We start from the raw sequence: 16,257 nt of genomic DNA, 5'->3' as shown, positions 1-16,257 counted from the left end.
GTATTGTGACCATAAGTAGAAAAATAATAAAAAAATGGGAGCCATAACTGCTCCCATTCCTCATTTTACTATTCGTTAATTAAGTTTTTCACTTTGTTTGCTACGTTTTCAACAGTAAAGCCAAGCTCTTCCATAATGCGTTCGCCTGGTGCACTTGCGCCAAAACGATCAATTGCTAGAATATCGCCTTCGTCACCTGTATAACGATCCCATCCGAATGAAGTACCTACTTCAATCGCTAGACGTTTTTTAACAGTTTTCGGAATAACAGATTGCTTGTATTCTTTGTCTTGTTTTTCGAAACGATCCCAAGACGGCATTGAAACAACAGATACGTTGATGCCTTCTTCAGCTAATTGCTTTTGAGCTGCAACAGCTAAACCAACTTCAGATCCAGTCGCTAATAACAATGCTTGTGGGTTTTCAACAGGTGATACCACATAAGCGCCTTTTTCAACGCCAGCTTCAGCTAATTCTCCGCTGTTTTCCAAGATTGGTAAATCTTGACGAGATAAAACTAAAAGAGTCGGTGTTGTTTTAGCTGTTAATGCTAAACGCCATGCCGCTTTTGTTTCGTTTGCATCTGCTGGGCGGACAACACTCAAGTTTGGCATTGCACGAAGAGAAGCTAAATGTTCAACTGGCTCATGAGTTGGACCATCTTCCCCAACAGCTACACTGTCATGTGTGAATACGTACGTTACAGGGAGCCCCATTAAAGCAGCTAAACGAATTGCCGGGCGAACATAATCACTGAAGACGAAGAACGTTCCACCAAAGACATGAAGTCCGCCGTGAAGTGCCATACCGTTTAAGGCAGAACCCATCGCGAATTCACGAACACCAAACCAAATGTTACGGCCTTCAGGATGTTCAGCGTCAAAGTCGCCTCCACCTTTGATGTTAGTTTTGTTAGATCCAGCAAGGTCAGCACTACCGCCGAAGAATGAAGGAACTGTTTTAGCGATTGCATTGATCATATCTCCAGAAGAAGCACGCGTTGCTTGTTTTTTACCAGCTTCGTATGTTGGGAATTCCGCATCAAAGTTTTCTGGAAGTTCCCCACGAATAGCCATTTGCAATTGCCCAGCTAGTTCTGGGTGTGCTGATTCGTATTGAGCGTACAATTCGTTCCATTCAGATTCAGCTTTTGCTCCCAATTCTTGAGTAGCTCGTTCAAAAGTTTCATAAACTTCTTCGGGTACGTAGAAAGATTCTTCAAATGTCCACTCGTAATTTTCTTTTGTTAACTTCATTTCAGCTTCACCAAGTGGTGCTCCGTGTGAATCTGCTTTACCAGATTTGTTGGGAGAACCGTAACCAATTACTGTTTTAACTTCGATTAATGTTGGTTTGTCTGAAGACTTCTTCGCTTGTGCAATTTTTTCAGATAAATCATCCATTTCGTTGCCATCATCTACGCGCAAGTAGTTCCAGCCGTATGACTCAAAACGTTTTTGAACGTTTTCAGAAAAACTTTTGCCCAGTGGTCCATCCAATGAAATATCATTGCTATCGTAAAGTACTACTAATTTATTTAATTTCAAATGACCCGCAAGAGAAATTGCTTCTCCCGCAACACCTTCCATCAAATCACCATCTCCGCATAAAGCGAATGTGTTGTGATCGACGATGTTCATGCCTTCTTTATTGTATGTAGCTGCTAAGTGACGTTCAGCCATAGCCATACCAACTGCCATACCAATTCCTTGGCCAAGTGGTCCGGTTGTTGCTTCAACGCCTACAGTGTGACCAAATTCCGGGTGACCCGGTGTTTTTGAATCCCATTGACGGAAGTTTTTAATTTCATCCATTTCCAAGCCATAACCGCTTAAATGAAGCAAGCTATATAAAAGCATGGAACCATGTCCTGCCGATAACACAAAACGGTCACGGTTAAACCAATCCGGATTTTTCGGGTTATGGTTCATGTGTTTTGTCCACAATGTATACGCCATTGGAGCTGCGCCCATTGGCAATCCTGGATGTCCAGAATTTGCTTTTTCAATAGCATCGATGGAAAGCGTACGAATTGTTGTTACTGCAAGTTGATCTGCGTGGGTTGACATAGTAACATCCTCTCTCAAACAAAAAATTTAATCCTATTCTAGTTTAGTCAACTATAGGAAAGAATACAATAAAAAAGAGAATAAGTATTTAATTCAAATACTTATTCTCTCGAATATTTTTGACCTTGTCAGGAGTTACATCGTTTCCTTCAGGGTCGATTACTTTTACGTTTTCAATTGTACCGCGCATTGTCTTGCGGAAAGTTTGCAAATATTCTTGGCGTAAAGCAGATTGTTCTTTCGCCTCTTCTTTAGATAAACCTTCTGTTTTAGATTTGCGAGACAATTCATTAATACGGTTTAATTTGTCTGGTGATAACATACACATCCACCTTTCTTCTTTTCATATCGTACAAAAAAAGTCGGGTTTCTGCAATGTTTTAGTCTTCCATAAGTCTTTCATATTCTTTGAAACGGCGATGTACTGTAGCTTTGCTTGCCTGATAACCGAAACCTTGAAGCGTTACAGCAATTTCGCTAAATGTTAAACCGTTGGACTTTAAACTCACAATTTGATCAATAGGTAAATCTAAGCGTTCCCGTCCATCAGGATTCCCTTTACCTTTTAAATTTCTTTCTGGTTTATAGCCATTATCCACAGCGCGTTTCATGCCTCGTTTTATTTTGGCATTGTGTATTTTACGCTGATATTCTTCGACAATCGCTAATATTTCTAGAACCATGTCGTCCATATCGTTTAACGCAATTGGTCCTTGATCTGATAATGTATAAACTTTCACATCATACTTTTTCATCACATGTAAAAGTGCTATACGCGCGTGTCCTCTACCTAAGCGTGTTTCATCTTGTATAAACACCGCTTCTACTTTTTCAGTTTTAATGCTGTTGAGCATTTCTAATAATCCATCACGGTCCATTTCGTACCCACTATGTTGATCAGTGAACACACCATCTACTTTATAAGATTGCTGAAATGCAAACTTCATCAATTCTTCTTCTTGTCTTTCTAGTGAAGATTCTTGCGTGTCTTTCGTTGTACTGACACGGCAATAAATAAATGCATTTTTCTTCATTCAGAATCACCTGCAAATGTTCTTGTCTCATCTGGGGAAAAATTTAGTTGTTCACTGGGTATCTTAAGAGATTGCCCTGCGATAATTTTTGCGGTAGAAAGATTATTTTCTTTCATAATTTCCTCAATCCATTCATGATGGGGAGTCGAACCACTGAAAGATTCAGCTAATGTCCAGAGCGTATCCCCTTCTTCTATTTTTACTTGGCTTGTTTGTACACTATTTGTATTATGGGTCAAAATTACGTAAAAAGTAAATACCATAATTAAAGCAAAAAATAAGATTAGGTAAGAATTTTGTCGGATGATTGTCATCTAAATCGCCTCCTGAGAATAAGTGTTCGGAATGTATGTTCTCATAATAATGCGAACAGGTGTTTTTGTCAACGATAAAATTCGAACCTATGTTTGCATTTCATTTCCCAAGTTGGTATACTATTGGTAGAAATCCAGTAGAACTACTCAAATGAGGTGAAACGGTTGAAAAAAGTATCTAAACGTCAAGAAGACATACTGACATTCATAAAAGAAGAAGTCCGCCTAAAAGGTTATCCGCCTTCCGTTCGTGAAATTGGAGAAGCAGTTGGTCTAGCATCTAGTTCGACCGTTCACGGTCACTTGGCACGCCTTGAAAGTAAAGGCCTTATCCGCCGTGATCCTACAAAACCTAGAGCGATTGAAGTGATCAGCACTGAAGAAGCATTAATTGATAAAAGCCCAGTATTACACGTTCCGTTAATCGGTAAAGTAACAGCGGGTATGCCAATTACGGCCATTGAAAATGTCGAAGAATATTTCCCGCTACCTCAAAGCTATGGTACGGAAGATGATCATATTTTCATGCTTGAAATCATGGGAGAAAGTATGATTGAAGCTGGAATTTTAAACGGAGATTACGTGATAGTAAAGCAACAGCAAACAGCCAATAACGGCGATATTGTTGTGGCCATGACTGCTGAAGATGAAGCCACTGTTAAACGTTTTTTCCGTGAAGAAAACTATTTCCGCTTGCAGCCAGAAAACTCTTCAATGGACCCAATCATTGTTGATCAAGTTTCTATTTTAGGTAAAGTGGTTGGCGTTTATCGTCAAATTCATTAAAGAAAAGCATTAAGCTAAAGTTTTGATTAAACTGTAGACAAACTCGAGTCGTTTGAGTTTGTCTACAGTTTTTTGGTATAAACAGGTTGCTCTAATCGCTTTAAGGATGGTTCTCTCCAGATCCTTGTGGCTCACCTATCCCACGGACACGTCATCATGAAACATACATCGATTAATAAACAAAAGAAGCGTTGGAATAAACTTATTCCAACGCTTCTTTTGTTTAAGCTATAAAATGAACTTCCATCTATTATCCCTAATATTATTATTATGTAAACAAGATGCTTTATTATTTACTACAACTAAATGCTAAAATGACTGGTATTCTTTTTCTTCGTTCATATTCTTCTATGTTTTGGAAATCTTGACGTCTCGGCATTCCTTCGCGAAGTCCAGTAATTGTAAATCCTACCTTCGTTAAAGAGGCAAAGTAGCTTTCAATCGTACGATGATGCTTGACAACTATTTTATCTATCCATGGTTCATGCCGTTCGCCTTCTTCAAAGTAGTCATCGACAATCCAATTACCTCTTCTTTCACCTGTCTTTTTGCTTTCAAAAGAAGAAGTCGTTAAAGGATGTTGAACACTGAAGACAAACTTCCCATCCGCTTTTAAATTATCGTGAATTTTGCGGAATAATTCCTCCACATCTGTCAAATAATGAATTGCCAAGCGGGAAGTAACAATATCTATGTCTTCTTGTGGAAAATCGTATGCTTCCATCGCGGACTTTGTGACCTTACCTTGGAGGCCATGTAAATTTTGAGACGCCAATTTGCTCATTTGTTCAGACCCTTCTACACCATGATAATATAGCGCACCTAAATCCATTAGCTCTTTTCCAAACTGTGCATCTCCGCACCCTAAATCTAGTATGCGCTTGTCTTGAACACTTCCTAGTAAATCATATACCACAGGTTTTTCAATACTGTTATTCGGACTGTCTACTCGATTTCTTCTTTGTAAATAGTTAGACAAAAAATCTGTTTCCTCATAAACACTCGAACCTTTAAATTCCAACATAATTCCCCCTTATTTTTTTGAACCATAATCAATTTTTCCGCAAAAAAAGATGTTGCTTGAGCAACACCTTTTGTGCAGCTCATAATTGAAGAAATCTTCTACAACTCGCTGACTTTTATATAATTAACTAAGTTAATTGTAATACGAAAAATACTACCTGTTTCTTTGTCTGAAACTTCGTAAGTACCATTTGACGGAATTTGACTTAATACCGCTTCTTTATCCGCAGCTTGAACATGATGAATGAATGTGTTTTCTTTATCAAAATTAAACTCTACTCGAAACATCTTCATGTAATGGCCTCCTTCAATCTAATTGCATTAAACCTTTTCTTTCTGAATCAGTCTAACATAGTTAAGACTCTATTGCTGTTTGGAGAATTCTTTAAGAATAATCACTTTAAGTGCCAATAACTCTTCTTCACTTAAATCTTCTTCTAGTTTTTTGATAACTTCCTCTGGAGACATTGTTCCATCTTCTACTTCGGATTTCATGTTAACCAAATTTTTTATTCCTACTTTTTTTACCAATGTTTGAGCAGCATCTTCTGTCGTTTTAAAGGGCAAAGTCTCATTAGTATTAGTTTGCTCTTGTTGCTGATCTGATACTCGAATTTCTTCTATATAATTAATCATTTGTGGATCATTTTCTACATATTCTACTACTTTTTCCATTTGACCACTATCTTTTAACTTTTCAGTCGTCTCTAAAACAAAACGTTCTGCCGACAGATCAGGTCCGATGACATACACGCCAATACCGGCAAATGAAAAGAATATCAAAAAAATGATGATTGTCATTAAAAAACGCATTGTCAACTTCCCCTTTTCTTTACTATTATAACAGCATATACAATAAAATGTATAAAATTCCCAAAAAAGCCTCAAATCCCATTAAATAGGAATTCGAAGCTCTCTGATATTACGTATACTCGTTTGATTGTTGTTTCCGCTGCTCAGCAATCCACCAATCAATATGTTCTAAGTTAAATATAATGATATCTTGGTAAGCTTTGCGATGCGGTATCTTTCTTTTTAACATCAAATCTGTAATCTCTTCAGCAGCCATTGGATAACCTACTGACTCCAAATAACTTACTAACTTTGAAAGCCCTTGAATCTTCCTCAATTTAATCCCCTCCCACAAAATCCTCCTTTTGTGCAAACAAAGGAAAATTCAGTACGAGTTATTAAATTTGTAGGCTGCTCTATAGTATAACCATAAAACAAGGACTTTAAACCTTTCTAATAAATTCTAATACAAAAATATATAACATATACATAGATTAACATCATTAAAAGACGAATTTTTATCATTTATAAATATTTCTATAGTGAACTTTAAAATTTTTGAGTATCAAAAAAATAATGGCCAAATTTATTGACGTATCTCTTTTTCCGGTAATTGCCAACGCGTATATTCTTCAATGAAAAAATAAACGAATAAGCTAATCACTGGGAGGTAAGTAGCCACAGGGAACCAAACAAGTCCAAATGCCACATAAAAAAAGACTGAAACATAAAACGGTAAAGAAAAGTACTCAATTAAGAAATGGATAAATAATGAGACCGGTAAAACATAAAGAAAATACCAAGAAAATATGAATACAAAAAGCGCATAACCCACAGAAAGGGAATCATCCGAAAAAAAACTTACAACGGAAGCAAATTCTGCTAAGAAAAAGGCCATGATATAAAAGAAAGCAATAACAGCCATTGAACTGTATAAAGCTATTTTTGCTTGTTTAATAATAGATTCTTTTGTAAGAAGAGAATTACTAAACAAAAAAACAATCAACATCCCAATAAAGAAAAGAATTAGTTTTGCGAAAAGCGAAACTTCAGACACTATAACTATTGATAAAAATACTAAAATTGTCCCTGTCCGCAACACTGTATATGCCATTCATATTTCTCCTTACAACTGGTTATTTTTTTTTGTGATAAAATGCAGATTTTACTATCTCTGCCACATAACTTATATGATATATATTTGCATTCGGAACTTATTATCGCAGCTCTTTATTGTCTTTTAAAAGCCAATTACTCATTTACTCTAATTCCCTCCATATCATGTGTCAACTTGATATTAGACTCGTCTGAGAGATCTTGTTAGCGAAAAATGTTACTTCATCTTGACAATATTTTATCGAACTTTTCTTACAAATTTGAAACTTCCTCATTGCAACTCCGATACAACATTACGCTATTATGAAAATACAGTCGGTAGTTTCAATCTCGTTGAGTGCTGGCCGCCACGTTTAATCTCGCAATTTTTCATCTTGGTTTTGCATTACTCTTTTCTCTTCGAACATCTTTCTTTATTACTAATCCTTCTAAGTCTAACATCACTCGATTAACTCCAGTACTGGTCATTTGTAGGTGCTGGATTTTTCTTTTTAAGGTCAATCATAGTTCATCTAACCAATCGCGATACTTTTCTCTTTCGCATAACCTTTTTCATTTTTCTAGGAATGGTTATTGCTGCTAATATCCTTCTTTTCCAAAGAGGCATACAAGTATAGTCACACAGCTAGTCTTACCATAAAACGCAAAAAAACCGTTGGAGCTATAAGCTCCAACGGTTTTACTATTAATACATTTTCAAGTATTGCTCGCGTTCCCACGGGTGGACAGATGTGCGGAACATGTCCCACTCGATTTCTTTTGCTTCGACGAAGTTATTTAAAATATGTTCGCCCAATGCTTTAGTCATTACTTCATTTTTTTGTAATTCTTGTAGAGCAGCATACAATGTGCCAGGAAGGTCTTTAATGCCGACTGCTTCGCGCTCTTTTTTGTTCATAGCGTAGATATTGCGATCTACCGGGTTTGGTGGAGTCAATTTTCTACGGATGCCGTCAAGACCTGCACCTAGTAGTACTGCCATTGCTAAGTAAGGGTTAGCAGCTGGATCGACTGAACGCACTTCAACACGTGTAGACAAGCCGCGTGATGCCGGAATACGGATTAACGGGCTTCTGTTTTGTCCTGACCAAGCGATGTAACAAGGCGCTTCGTATCCAGGAACTAGACGCTTATATGAGTTTACTAGTGGGTTTGTAATAGCTGTAAATCCTTCAGCGTGCTCTAAAATACCTGCAAGGAATTGGTAAGCTGTTTCACTTAGTTTCATTTCGCCGTCTTCATCTAGGAATGTATTGCGGTCTCCATCAAACAACGAAACGTTCATATGCATACCAGAACCGTTTACACCAAATAATGGCTTCGGCATAAATGTCGCATGAAGTCCGTGTTTACGAGCGATCGTTTTAACAACAAGTTTAAACGTTTGGATATCGTCGCATGCTTTTACAGCATCAGCATATTTAAAGTCGATTTCGTGTTGCCCAGGTGCCACTTCATGGTGAGATGCTTCAATTTCAAAGCCCATTTCTTCTAACTCAAGCACGATGTCACGTCGGCAGTTTTCGCCAAGGTCCATAGGTGCTAAGTCAAAATAACCACCGTGGTCATTTAGTTCTAATGAAGGTTCGCCACGTTCGTCAAGTTTGAACAAGAAGAATTCTGGTTCAGGTCCAAGGTTGAAGTGTGTGAATCCTAATTCTTTCATTTCTTTTAATACACGTTTCAAGTTTGTACGTGGATCTCCAGCAAATGGCGTACCGTCTGCACTGTAGATATCACAGATTAAACGCGCTACTTTTCCTTTACCTGTGATCCATGGGAAAACAACCCAAGTATCAAGATCCGGGAATAAATACATATCAGATTCTTCAATGCGTACGAAACCATCGATTGAAGACCCATCAAACATCATTTTGTTATCGAGTGCTTTGTCCAATTGGGATGTCGGTATTTCAACGTTTTTAATGACCCCAAGAATGTCGGTAAATTGCAGACGAATAAAATTAACGTTCTCTTCTTTTACTAATCGTTGAATGTCTTCTTTTGAATACTTGCCCATGTTCTCTTCACTCTCCTATGAATGTTATATGTAAGCCCATTTCAGTTAAAGAAACGGGATAAATCACCTTGTCTAAAGCCGCCTTTTTCAAATGGACGGGCTTGGTGTTTCAATTCTTCATGCAACAACTTTCGCAACTCTGAATCGCTTAAGCTTTTCGGCTCAGCTTTTTCGTTTTTAGGCGTTTCTTTTAAATCGTAAAGTTTTTTAATGCCTGCGATATTAAGCCCTTGATCTAAATAGTCTTTAATCTCAAGCAAAGCATCGACGTCATTTAGTGAAAACATACGTTTGTTGCCTTCTGTACGGGCAGGGCTGATTAGCTTGTGCTCTTCGTAATAACGAATTTGTCTCGCTGTCAATTCCGTCAGCTGCATAACTATGCTGATGGGAAGAAGCGGCATCGTCCGTCTGACCCGGTTAGTCATAAGATTCACTCATTTCAAATAATTACTACTTCTAAATCATACATCACGTTACATTAGTTGTCAACGAAATGTTATGTTTTCTAACATGTGAATTTTTTGCGTGTTTATTAACTAAGTATTATTTAAATTAGTTGTCGTTTTTTTAAGGCTGCAACGGAATTTAATACAGCAATTTTCACATGTTCATATGTAAGTCCGCCTTGGACAAATGCCGTATACGGTGGCCGAATCGGACCGTCTGCTGTTAGTTCAATACTAGATCCTTGCACAAATGTCCCTGCCGCCATAATTACATCGTCTTCATAGCCAGGCATATACGCTGGTTCGGGCTTGAATTGCGCGTTGACTGGTGAACTGGCTTGTATTGTTTGGCAAAAAGCAATCATTTGTTCAGCAGTTTGAAATGATACTGATTGTATTAAATCTGTGCGTTTATCACTCCAATGAGGCGTTGTAGTCATGCCTACTTCTTCTAATAGTGCAGAAGTGAAGATAGCTCCTTTTAAAGCTTGTGAAACTACATGAGGTGCCATAAAAAAGCCTTGATACATATCAGGTAACGCATTAAGTGATGCTCCAGCCTCTCCCCCTATACCCGGAGAAGTCATACGATAACCGCATTTTTCGATTAAATCCTTTCTACCAGCAATATAGCCACCAATTTTAGCCAAGCCGCCTCCGGGATTTTTAATTAATGAACCTGCGATCAAATCCGCTCCTACTTCGATTGGTTCTAGTATTTCTACAAATTCACCATAACAATTATCAACGAAAACAATCGCCTCAGGTTTTAACTGCCTGATATTCACAATCATTTCTTTAATTTCTTCCATAGTAAAAGAAGGACGCGTGTCATATCCTCTCGAGCGTTGAATGGCAATTACTTTTGTCTTGCTGTTAACCGCTTTTTTGGCAGCATCCCAATCAATCTTTTTCTCCACATTTAGTTCTACGTGCTGATAGCTAATACCAAAATCTTTTAATGATCCTGTATCTTTTTCTCCTCCAGAAACAATCGAATCTAATGTATCGTATGGTTTACCAGTAAGATACAATAATTCATCTCCCGGACGTAATACACCAAATAAAGAAATTGTAATAGCGTGAGTTCCTGAAATGATTTGCGGTCGCACAAGCGCCGCTTCTGCTTTAAATACATCAGCATAAACTCGTTCTAACGTATCTCGACCTTCATCATCGTATCCATAGCCTGTTGATGGATTAAAATGATGGTCACTAACACGTTGGGTATGAAAAGCCGTCAATACTTTCTCTTGGTTTATATAAGCCGTTTCATCAGCCTGTTGAAGTTGTTCTTGAATCTTTTCTTCTATATTTTTAATAGTTGTTAACATGTAATTCTCCATTCTCTTGAATTTCTCTTTCTATTATGCGGCATGACTTGAAATAGCGTCAAATTCTGCTACAATTCATAGAGTTGTATGTTGAGGAGGAAAAAGGCTATGGCTTGGGAAGTACTGAGCGCAATCGGCACGATTGCCTTTGCAGTATCCGGCGCAATTATCGCTATGGAAGAAGAATATGATATTTTCGGTGTGTATCTTCTTGGTGTTGTCACAGCCTTTGGCGGTGGCGCTATCCGGAATTTATTAATAGGAGTGCCTGTTTCGGCATTATGGGAACAGGAATTTATGTTTCAATTGGCTTTTGTCTCGATAACGATTGTTTTCTTATTTCCACATAAATTGCTCGGTCATTGGAACCGTTGGGGTTACTTTTTTGATGCCATCGGATTGTCAGCATTTGCTGTTCAAGGAGCCATTTATGCAGTTGAATTAGAATTGCCGCTGTTTGCGGTTATCGTGGCCGCCGTTCTGACTGGGTCAGGTGGAGGAATCATACGGGATATGTTAGCTGGAAGAAAGCCACTCGTGTTAAAATCTGAAATCTACGCCGTTTGGGCAGCATTGGCAGGCTTGTTTATAAGCTTTGATTCAGCCAACACCGACTTGATGCTGTATTCATTGTTTGTCTTCATAACAATTTTGCGTGTTTTATCGTATACGTTTAAATGGAGATTACCCGCTCGTAAAATTCATATTATTTGAGAAAACAGGCCCCTCGGCAGTATACCGAGGAGCCTGTTTAAATTTTGCTTATGCGATGGTTTCGCCATTCCAAGCTAGCATGCCACCCTCAACGTTAGTTGCGTTGATATCATTGGTTTCTAGAATCCCTCCAGCCATTTCACTGCGGCGACCTGAACGACAAATCATATAATACTCTTTTTGTGCATCTAGTTCTCCGACACGTTCTTCCATTTCACCAAGAGGAATGTGTTTTGCCCCAGGAATCATTCCTGTTGCCACTTCATCCTCTTCACGAACGTCGATGATGTTCAACTCTTCGCCCGCTTCTACACGTGTTTGCAATTCATCTGTTGTAATGGTTTTCATCAATATCCCTCCTGAATTTAAATCTTACTCACACAAAAATCCTATACCCCAAAAAGCAAGCTGTCAATCAGAAAAGCGCAGGCAGCCGTGTAGATTCGACGGGCATAAGACGCGCTGACGAAGCGGCGCTTTTGCCGCACAGTCAGAGTGGCTTATGACCCAAGAATCTGGCTGCCGAAGCTAGACAATCAGAAAAGCGGAGGTGCCCATGTAGCTCTAATAAGGAAATCAAAAAAAATACCGGACTGCATCGACAGTCCGGAACCCCTCTTATTCTTCGTGCTCAATTGCTACAGCTTTTGCTGGCGAGAACGTTGAAATCGCATGTTTGTAGATTAATTGTTGTTTGCCGTCAGTTTCAACCAACACCGTAAAATTATCATAAGATTTAATGATTCCTTTTAGTTGGAAGCCATTAAGTAAAAAAACGGTAACATAAATATTATTTTTACGAAGCTGATTTAAATAGACATCCTGAATATTGATCGGTTTCATGTGAATCCCCCTATTTCTCTGTTGGCGTTTGGTTTGCCGTAAGTTTATCAATTCGACAGTCTCTGTCATTTCCCTGCATAAAAGCAATTATTTCCTGGAGATTTTTTTCTGGCTTTTCCAATGCATCAATCCAGAAAATAGGTAACTTGTTTTTAAAATACGTAAATTGTCTTTTAGCATATTTACGTGAGTTTTGCTTGAGCTTTTCAACTGCTAACTCTAGACTCCATTGTCCATCTAAATAGCTATAGATTTCTTTATAACCAATTGCTTGAATGGATTGAACATTTCGAATACCTCTTTGCTTTAACGCTTCTACTTCTTCGACTAAGCCTCGGTCTAGCATTATGTCCACCCGTTGGTTGATACGCTCATATAGTACACTTCTCGGAATATCTAGTCCAATAATGACTTCGTTATACATTGGGGACAAGGCTAAATTGCCGTCTTCTTTTTGCTGACCACTCATGAATATTTCTATGGCTCGCAAAACACGGCGCGTATTATTTGGATGAATATCACTTTGCGGATCCAATTTCACCAATTTTTCATGCATCCATTCAATACCGAATTGCTCTAACTCCTTATTCAAGCTCTCGCGCAACTCTTGATCAACAGCTTCTTTTGAAAAACGATAATCAAATAATACCGCTTGAACGTAAAGACCTGAACCCCCAACAATAATCGGCAACTTGCCACGTGATTGAATATCAGCAATTTTTTCCCGCACCAATTGTTGATATTCAGCTACCGAAAAACTTTCATCAGGCTCTTTAATATCGATTAAATGATGAGGAATGCCCGCCATTTCTTCCGGCAAAATTTTTGCTGTGCCAATTGTCATATCACGGTAAATCTGCATAGAGTCTCCGTTAATGATTTCCCCGTTTAGGTGTTTGGCTAACTCTAGGCTTAGTGCAGTCTTACCAGACGCTGTTGGACCAACTAAGGCCAATACATCAATCATTTCCGCACATCCAATCTCCAATTACACTAAAGTAATTGTGACGACCAAGTTCGTTTAGTAGTTCATGTCTTGCACCTTCAGCAAGATATACTTTAACTTTACTCACACCTGCATCACTAAATTGTTTGGCTGCACCGAAAACACCTTTGCCATTATCGCCTACAGGGTCTACCGCTCCACTAATTAGTAAAATCGGCAAATCTTCACGAACGTGAGCGATTGCTGCCGGATTGTTCACAGTAGTAATTCCCGAGAACAGATCACGATAAAATTGATTAGTCGATTCAAAACCACAGAGCGGATCTGCTTCATATTTTGCAACCATTTCTTTGTCTCGACTTAACCAAGCATATGCGGAACCTTCATGTTCAAATGGTTTATTAAAGCTACCAAACGTTAGTTTTCCAAGTGCTTCACTTTGTTCTTGCATGCCGTACATTTTTGCAGACGCAGCTGCTATGACTTTTCCAAGTTTTCCAGAAACACCTGGGTCTCCACCTGTAGCAGACAATACTACACGGTAAACCGACTCACTATACAATTGAATATAACGACGAGTCACAAATGAGCCCATGCTATGACCAAACAATACAAGTGGCAGTCTTCCAGTTGCTTGTTGCACTTCTTGTATAACTGTATGCGCATCTTCCACCACGCGTTCAAAGCCATTATGATCTGCAAAATATCCTTGTATGCCGTTACGTTCAACAGTTTTTCCGTGGCCCCGTTGATCGTGTGCAGATACTATAAATCCGCGTGACACTAAATATTCCGCAAATTCTTGGTAACGTTCTATGTGCTCTGCCATGCCATGAATAATATGGACATGACCAATCGGGCTTATTGGTTCGTAACACTCATAATATAGTTCGTGACCATCAGAAACGCGCATATAGTCTTTCGTTATTTGCATTTTCTACACCCTTTCTCATATCCTATACCCTAAAATCTGTCCATAAAGACAGCAAATTTTAATTCATTACACGTTTGAACATTTTTTCAACATCATAGGTTTTAAAATGAATAATAACCGGTCGTCCATGCGGGCATGTAAAAGGCTGTTCAGCTTTTCTCAATTCTACTAACAAACGTTCCATTTCGTGTTTTTGCAGAAAATGATTTGCTTTAATCGACCGTTTACAACTCATCATGATTGCGGCATCTTCACGCAATTTTTTCACGTCAACTTTGCGTTCTGCCAAAATTTGTTCGATTAAATCTTCGATGACTTCTTGTTCAAAGCCTTTTGGAAACCATGTTGGGTATTCACGGACAATAAACGATGTATCTCCAAACTCTTCTAGAAAAACACCACTGTCGGAAAGAACAGGTAAATGATCTTTTAACCTTAAAGCTTCATCTCGACTATAGTGGAATGTTAACGGCAACAACAAAGCTTGTCGTTCGTTACTATCAATATCTCCGACTTTTTCACGGAAGTATTCGTATTTAATACGTTCTTGTGCTGCATGTTGATCGATCAAATAAAAGCCATCGTTACTTTGCGCTACGATATATGTTCCATGAATTTGACCAACGACTTCAAGTTCTGGAAATTGAGGACCTTCTTCTCGTTCTTCCTCGTACTCTTGAACAGGTGGTGTTTCCTCAACGGATGGGTAATGCTGTTGAACAGACTCTTTTTCTTGTTGAACAAATACTTTTTCTTGTCCTACCGAAAGTTTTGACCATTCCTGAATCGGCTCTTCTTTTGTTTCTTGAACTGTAAACGAGCTTTTCCACAAATCTAATTGTCTTGTCGGCGCTTGTTTAACCGGTTTTGGTTTATCTATTACGGGTGCTCGAACTACTGTACTAATAGTTCGACGAAGCGTTTCATGGATCAATTCCATTAATTCTTTTTCTTTACTTAAACGAATTTGCTGCTTTGATGGATGCACATTGACATCCGTCAAATAAGGGTCTCCTTCAATATTCATGACAACTATTGGCTGGCGCTCTAACGGCAAAAACGTATGATATGCTTTATGAACTGTATTGGCAATCGCGTAATGCTTAACCCAACGCCCATTTACAAATAAAGAAATATAATTTTTATTGGCCCGCGTTATTTCAGGAAGCGATGCATAACCTGATATTTTGTAGTCATGAGATTGCCCTTCAAAAGGAATCATTTTCTTAGCAATCGCTACGCCATATATATCCGCCAATACTCGTTTGATTTCTCCACTGCCTGAGGTTTGAAGAATAGTTCTGCCATCATGCCCCAGCTTAAAAGCAATTCCCGGATAACTCAGTGCAAAGCGGTTTAACAAATCAATTGAATGACCCAACTCTGTCTGCAAGGTTTTCATATATTTTAAACGAGCAGGTGTATTGAAAAACAATTGATCAATTTTTATATCCGTTCCTTTTCTAAGAGATCCCGCGCGATGTTCTGTCAAACGGCCGCCTTCCATATGCACAAAAGTACCACTTTCACCGTTTGATGTATGCAATGTTACTTTCGATACTGATGCAATACTAGCCAATGCTTCCCCGCGGAATCCAAGTGTCCGAATTCGGAACAAATCATGTTCGTTCGCTATTTTACTAGTCGCATGGCGAGAAAATGACAATAATGCATCTTCCGAATCCATACCAGCCCCGTTATCGATTATTTGAATAGAAGTCAGTCCTGCTTCAACAAGCAATACTTCAATGGCCGTACTCCCCGCATCGATAGCGTTTTCCACTAGCTCTTTAACGACGGAAGTCGGCCGTTCTACTACTTCACCAGCAGCTATTTTATTGGATAGAGGTTCGTCCATCAATCGAATGATGCCCATGCGCTCA

The 16,257-nt window shown here is 38.6% G+C and carries 19 protein-coding genes; 2 read left to right on the top strand and 17 right to left on the bottom strand.

From position 1 onward, the window contains the following. Positions 1-68: 68 nt before the first annotated feature. The 4 genes from tkt to yneA form a co-directional block, all read right to left on the bottom strand. The gene (gene tkt, locus MLE13_RS01980; protein ID WP_240747772.1) at positions 69-2,069 is read right to left on the bottom strand and encodes a transketolase; all 2,001 of its coding nucleotides are present in this window, start codon (positions 2,067-2,069) and stop codon (positions 69-71) included. Positions 2,070-2,157: 88 nt separating this feature from the next. Continuing rightward, on the bottom strand, positions 2,158-2,391 hold the full coding sequence (locus MLE13_RS01975) for a DUF896 domain-containing protein (protein ID WP_240747771.1): 234 nt from the start codon (positions 2,389-2,391) through the stop codon (positions 2,158-2,160). Positions 2,392-2,449: 58 nt separating this feature from the next. Next, positions 2,450-3,103, bottom strand: coding sequence for a YneB family resolvase-like protein (locus tag MLE13_RS01970; protein WP_240747770.1), 654 nt, complete (start codon positions 3,101-3,103; stop codon positions 2,450-2,452). Then, positions 3,100-3,417 (bottom strand): cell division suppressor protein YneA, encoded by a 318-nt coding sequence (yneA, locus tag MLE13_RS01965; protein WP_240747769.1) that lies wholly within the window; start codon positions 3,415-3,417, stop codon positions 3,100-3,102. Before yneA ends, MLE13_RS01970 begins: the two co-directional genes overlap by 4 nt. Before the next feature lie 165 nt (positions 3,418-3,582). Here yneA and lexA point away from each other — a divergent pair, with 165 nt between their 5' ends. Then, entirely contained in the window at positions 3,583-4,203 is a 621-nt protein-coding gene (lexA, locus tag MLE13_RS01960) for a transcriptional repressor LexA (protein ID WP_146556711.1), read from the top strand. 289 nt (positions 4,204-4,492) lie between these two features. On the opposite strand, the gene MLE13_RS01955 is transcribed toward lexA, so the two are convergent. The 8 genes from MLE13_RS01955 to MLE13_RS01920 form a co-directional block, all read right to left on the bottom strand. Then, the gene (locus tag MLE13_RS01955) at positions 4,493-5,224 is read right to left on the bottom strand and encodes a class I SAM-dependent methyltransferase (protein ID WP_240747768.1); all 732 of its coding nucleotides are present in this window, start codon (positions 5,222-5,224) and stop codon (positions 4,493-4,495) included. A gap of 101 nt (positions 5,225-5,325) precedes the next feature. Continuing rightward, the gene (locus MLE13_RS01950) at positions 5,326-5,520 is read right to left on the bottom strand and encodes a hypothetical protein (RefSeq protein WP_240747767.1); all 195 of its coding nucleotides are present in this window, start codon (positions 5,518-5,520) and stop codon (positions 5,326-5,328) included. Between the two features lie 69 nt (positions 5,521-5,589). Beyond that, entirely contained in the window at positions 5,590-6,039 is a 450-nt protein-coding gene (locus MLE13_RS01945) for a hypothetical protein (protein WP_240747766.1), read from the bottom strand. Between the two features lie 109 nt (positions 6,040-6,148). Further along, the gene (locus tag MLE13_RS01940; RefSeq protein WP_240747765.1) at positions 6,149-6,355 is read right to left on the bottom strand and encodes a hypothetical protein; all 207 of its coding nucleotides are present in this window, start codon (positions 6,353-6,355) and stop codon (positions 6,149-6,151) included. A 249-nt stretch (positions 6,356-6,604) separates the two neighbouring features. Next, positions 6,605-7,132, bottom strand: coding sequence for a hypothetical protein (locus tag MLE13_RS01935; RefSeq protein WP_240747764.1), 528 nt, complete (start codon positions 7,130-7,132; stop codon positions 6,605-6,607). Between the two features lie 687 nt (positions 7,133-7,819). Next, positions 7,820-9,154 carry a type I glutamate--ammonia ligase gene (glnA, locus tag MLE13_RS01930; protein ID WP_240747763.1) on the bottom strand — a complete coding sequence of 445 codons (1,335 nt, stop codon included), beginning with the start codon at positions 9,152-9,154 and terminating at the stop codon, positions 7,820-7,822. Between the two features lie 41 nt (positions 9,155-9,195). Further along, on the bottom strand, positions 9,196-9,582 hold the full coding sequence (locus MLE13_RS01925) for a MerR family transcriptional regulator (RefSeq protein WP_240747762.1): 387 nt from the start codon (positions 9,580-9,582) through the stop codon (positions 9,196-9,198). A 122-nt stretch (positions 9,583-9,704) separates the two neighbouring features. Continuing rightward, positions 9,705-10,949: an aminotransferase class I/II-fold pyridoxal phosphate-dependent enzyme gene (locus MLE13_RS01920; protein ID WP_240747761.1), complete on the bottom strand. Its 1,245-nt coding sequence runs from the start codon at positions 10,947-10,949 to the stop codon at positions 9,705-9,707. 96 nt (positions 10,950-11,045) lie between these two features. On the opposite strand from MLE13_RS01920, the gene MLE13_RS01915 reads away from it, so the two are divergent. Further along, positions 11,046-11,651 (top strand): trimeric intracellular cation channel family protein, encoded by a 606-nt coding sequence (locus MLE13_RS01915; RefSeq protein WP_065528081.1) that lies wholly within the window; start codon positions 11,046-11,048, stop codon positions 11,649-11,651. 48 nt (positions 11,652-11,699) lie between these two features. Here the strand turns inward: MLE13_RS01915 and MLE13_RS01910 are convergent, their stop codons facing one another. The 5 genes from MLE13_RS01910 to mutL all read right to left on the bottom strand — a co-directional run bounded on the left by MLE13_RS01910 (position 11,700) and on the right by mutL (position 16,250). Further along, entirely contained in the window at positions 11,700-11,999 is a 300-nt protein-coding gene (locus MLE13_RS01910; RefSeq protein WP_240747760.1) for a rhodanese-like domain-containing protein, read from the bottom strand. A 270-nt stretch (positions 12,000-12,269) separates the two neighbouring features. Then, positions 12,270-12,494 carry an RNA chaperone Hfq gene (gene hfq / locus MLE13_RS01905; RefSeq protein WP_008430925.1) on the bottom strand — a complete coding sequence of 75 codons (225 nt, stop codon included), beginning with the start codon at positions 12,492-12,494 and terminating at the stop codon, positions 12,270-12,272. A gap of 10 nt (positions 12,495-12,504) precedes the next feature. Next, entirely contained in the window at positions 12,505-13,461 is a 957-nt protein-coding gene (miaA, locus tag MLE13_RS01900; protein WP_240747759.1) for a tRNA (adenosine(37)-N6)-dimethylallyltransferase MiaA, read from the bottom strand. Then, a complete protein-coding gene (locus MLE13_RS01895) occupies positions 13,454-14,374 on the bottom strand; it encodes an alpha/beta hydrolase (protein ID WP_240747758.1) in 921 nt (306 codons plus the stop codon). The genes miaA and MLE13_RS01895 overlap by 8 nt, the downstream gene beginning before the upstream one ends. A 58-nt stretch (positions 14,375-14,432) precedes the next feature. Then, the gene (gene mutL / locus MLE13_RS01890; protein ID WP_240747757.1) at positions 14,433-16,250 is read right to left on the bottom strand and encodes a DNA mismatch repair endonuclease MutL; all 1,818 of its coding nucleotides are present in this window, start codon (positions 16,248-16,250) and stop codon (positions 14,433-14,435) included. Positions 16,251-16,257: the final 7 nt, after the last annotated feature.

The sequence above is a fragment of the Planococcus halocryophilus genome (assembly GCF_022489025.1).
GTDB classification, from domain to species: Bacteria; Bacillota; Bacilli; order Bacillales_A; family Planococcaceae; genus Planococcus; species Planococcus halocryophilus_A.
Note: the sequence above shows the minus strand (reverse complement) of the source record. Positions and strands in the feature narration are given on the sequence as shown.

Excerpts from the sequence above, each read along its gene's own strand:
- tkt (WP_240747772.1), bottom strand. The coding sequence starts at position 2,069 with ATGTCAACCCACGCAGATCAACTTGCAGTAACAACAATTCGTACGCTT.
- MLE13_RS01975 (WP_240747771.1), bottom strand. The coding sequence starts at position 2,391 with ATGTTATCACCAGACAAATTAAACCGTATTAATGAATTGTCTCGCAAA.
- MLE13_RS01970 (WP_240747770.1), bottom strand. The coding sequence starts at position 3,103 with ATGAAGAAAAATGCATTTATTTATTGCCGTGTCAGTACAACGAAAGAC.
- yneA (WP_240747769.1), bottom strand. The coding sequence starts at position 3,417 with ATGACAATCATCCGACAAAATTCTTACCTAATCTTATTTTTTGCTTTA.
- MLE13_RS01950 (WP_240747767.1), bottom strand. The coding sequence starts at position 5,520 with ATGAAGATGTTTCGAGTAGAGTTTAATTTTGATAAAGAAAACACATTC.
- MLE13_RS01945 (WP_240747766.1), bottom strand. The coding sequence starts at position 6,039 with ATGCGTTTTTTAATGACAATCATCATTTTTTTGATATTCTTTTCATTT.
- MLE13_RS01935 (WP_240747764.1), bottom strand. The coding sequence starts at position 7,132 with ATGGCATATACAGTGTTGCGGACAGGGACAATTTTAGTATTTTTATCA.
- glnA (WP_240747763.1), bottom strand. The coding sequence starts at position 9,154 with ATGGGCAAGTATTCAAAAGAAGACATTCAACGATTAGTAAAAGAAGAG.
- MLE13_RS01925 (WP_240747762.1), bottom strand. The coding sequence starts at position 9,582 with ATGACTAACCGGGTCAGACGGACGATGCCGCTTCTTCCCATCAGCATA.
- MLE13_RS01920 (WP_240747761.1), bottom strand. The coding sequence starts at position 10,949 with ATGGAGAATTACATGTTAACAACTATTAAAAATATAGAAGAAAAGATT.
- MLE13_RS01915 (WP_065528081.1), top strand. The coding sequence starts at position 11,046 with ATGGCTTGGGAAGTACTGAGCGCAATCGGCACGATTGCCTTTGCAGTA.
- MLE13_RS01910 (WP_240747760.1), bottom strand. The coding sequence starts at position 11,999 with ATGAAAACCATTACAACAGATGAATTGCAAACACGTGTAGAAGCGGGC.
- hfq (WP_008430925.1), bottom strand. The coding sequence starts at position 12,494 with ATGAAACCGATCAATATTCAGGATGTCTATTTAAATCAGCTTCGTAAA.
- miaA (WP_240747759.1), bottom strand. The coding sequence starts at position 13,461 with ATGATTGATGTATTGGCCTTAGTTGGTCCAACAGCGTCTGGTAAGACT.
- MLE13_RS01895 (WP_240747758.1), bottom strand. The coding sequence starts at position 14,374 with ATGCAAATAACGAAAGACTATATGCGCGTTTCTGATGGTCACGAACTA.
- mutL (WP_240747757.1), bottom strand. The coding sequence starts at position 16,250 with ATGGGCATCATTCGATTGATGGACGAACCTCTATCCAATAAAATAGCT.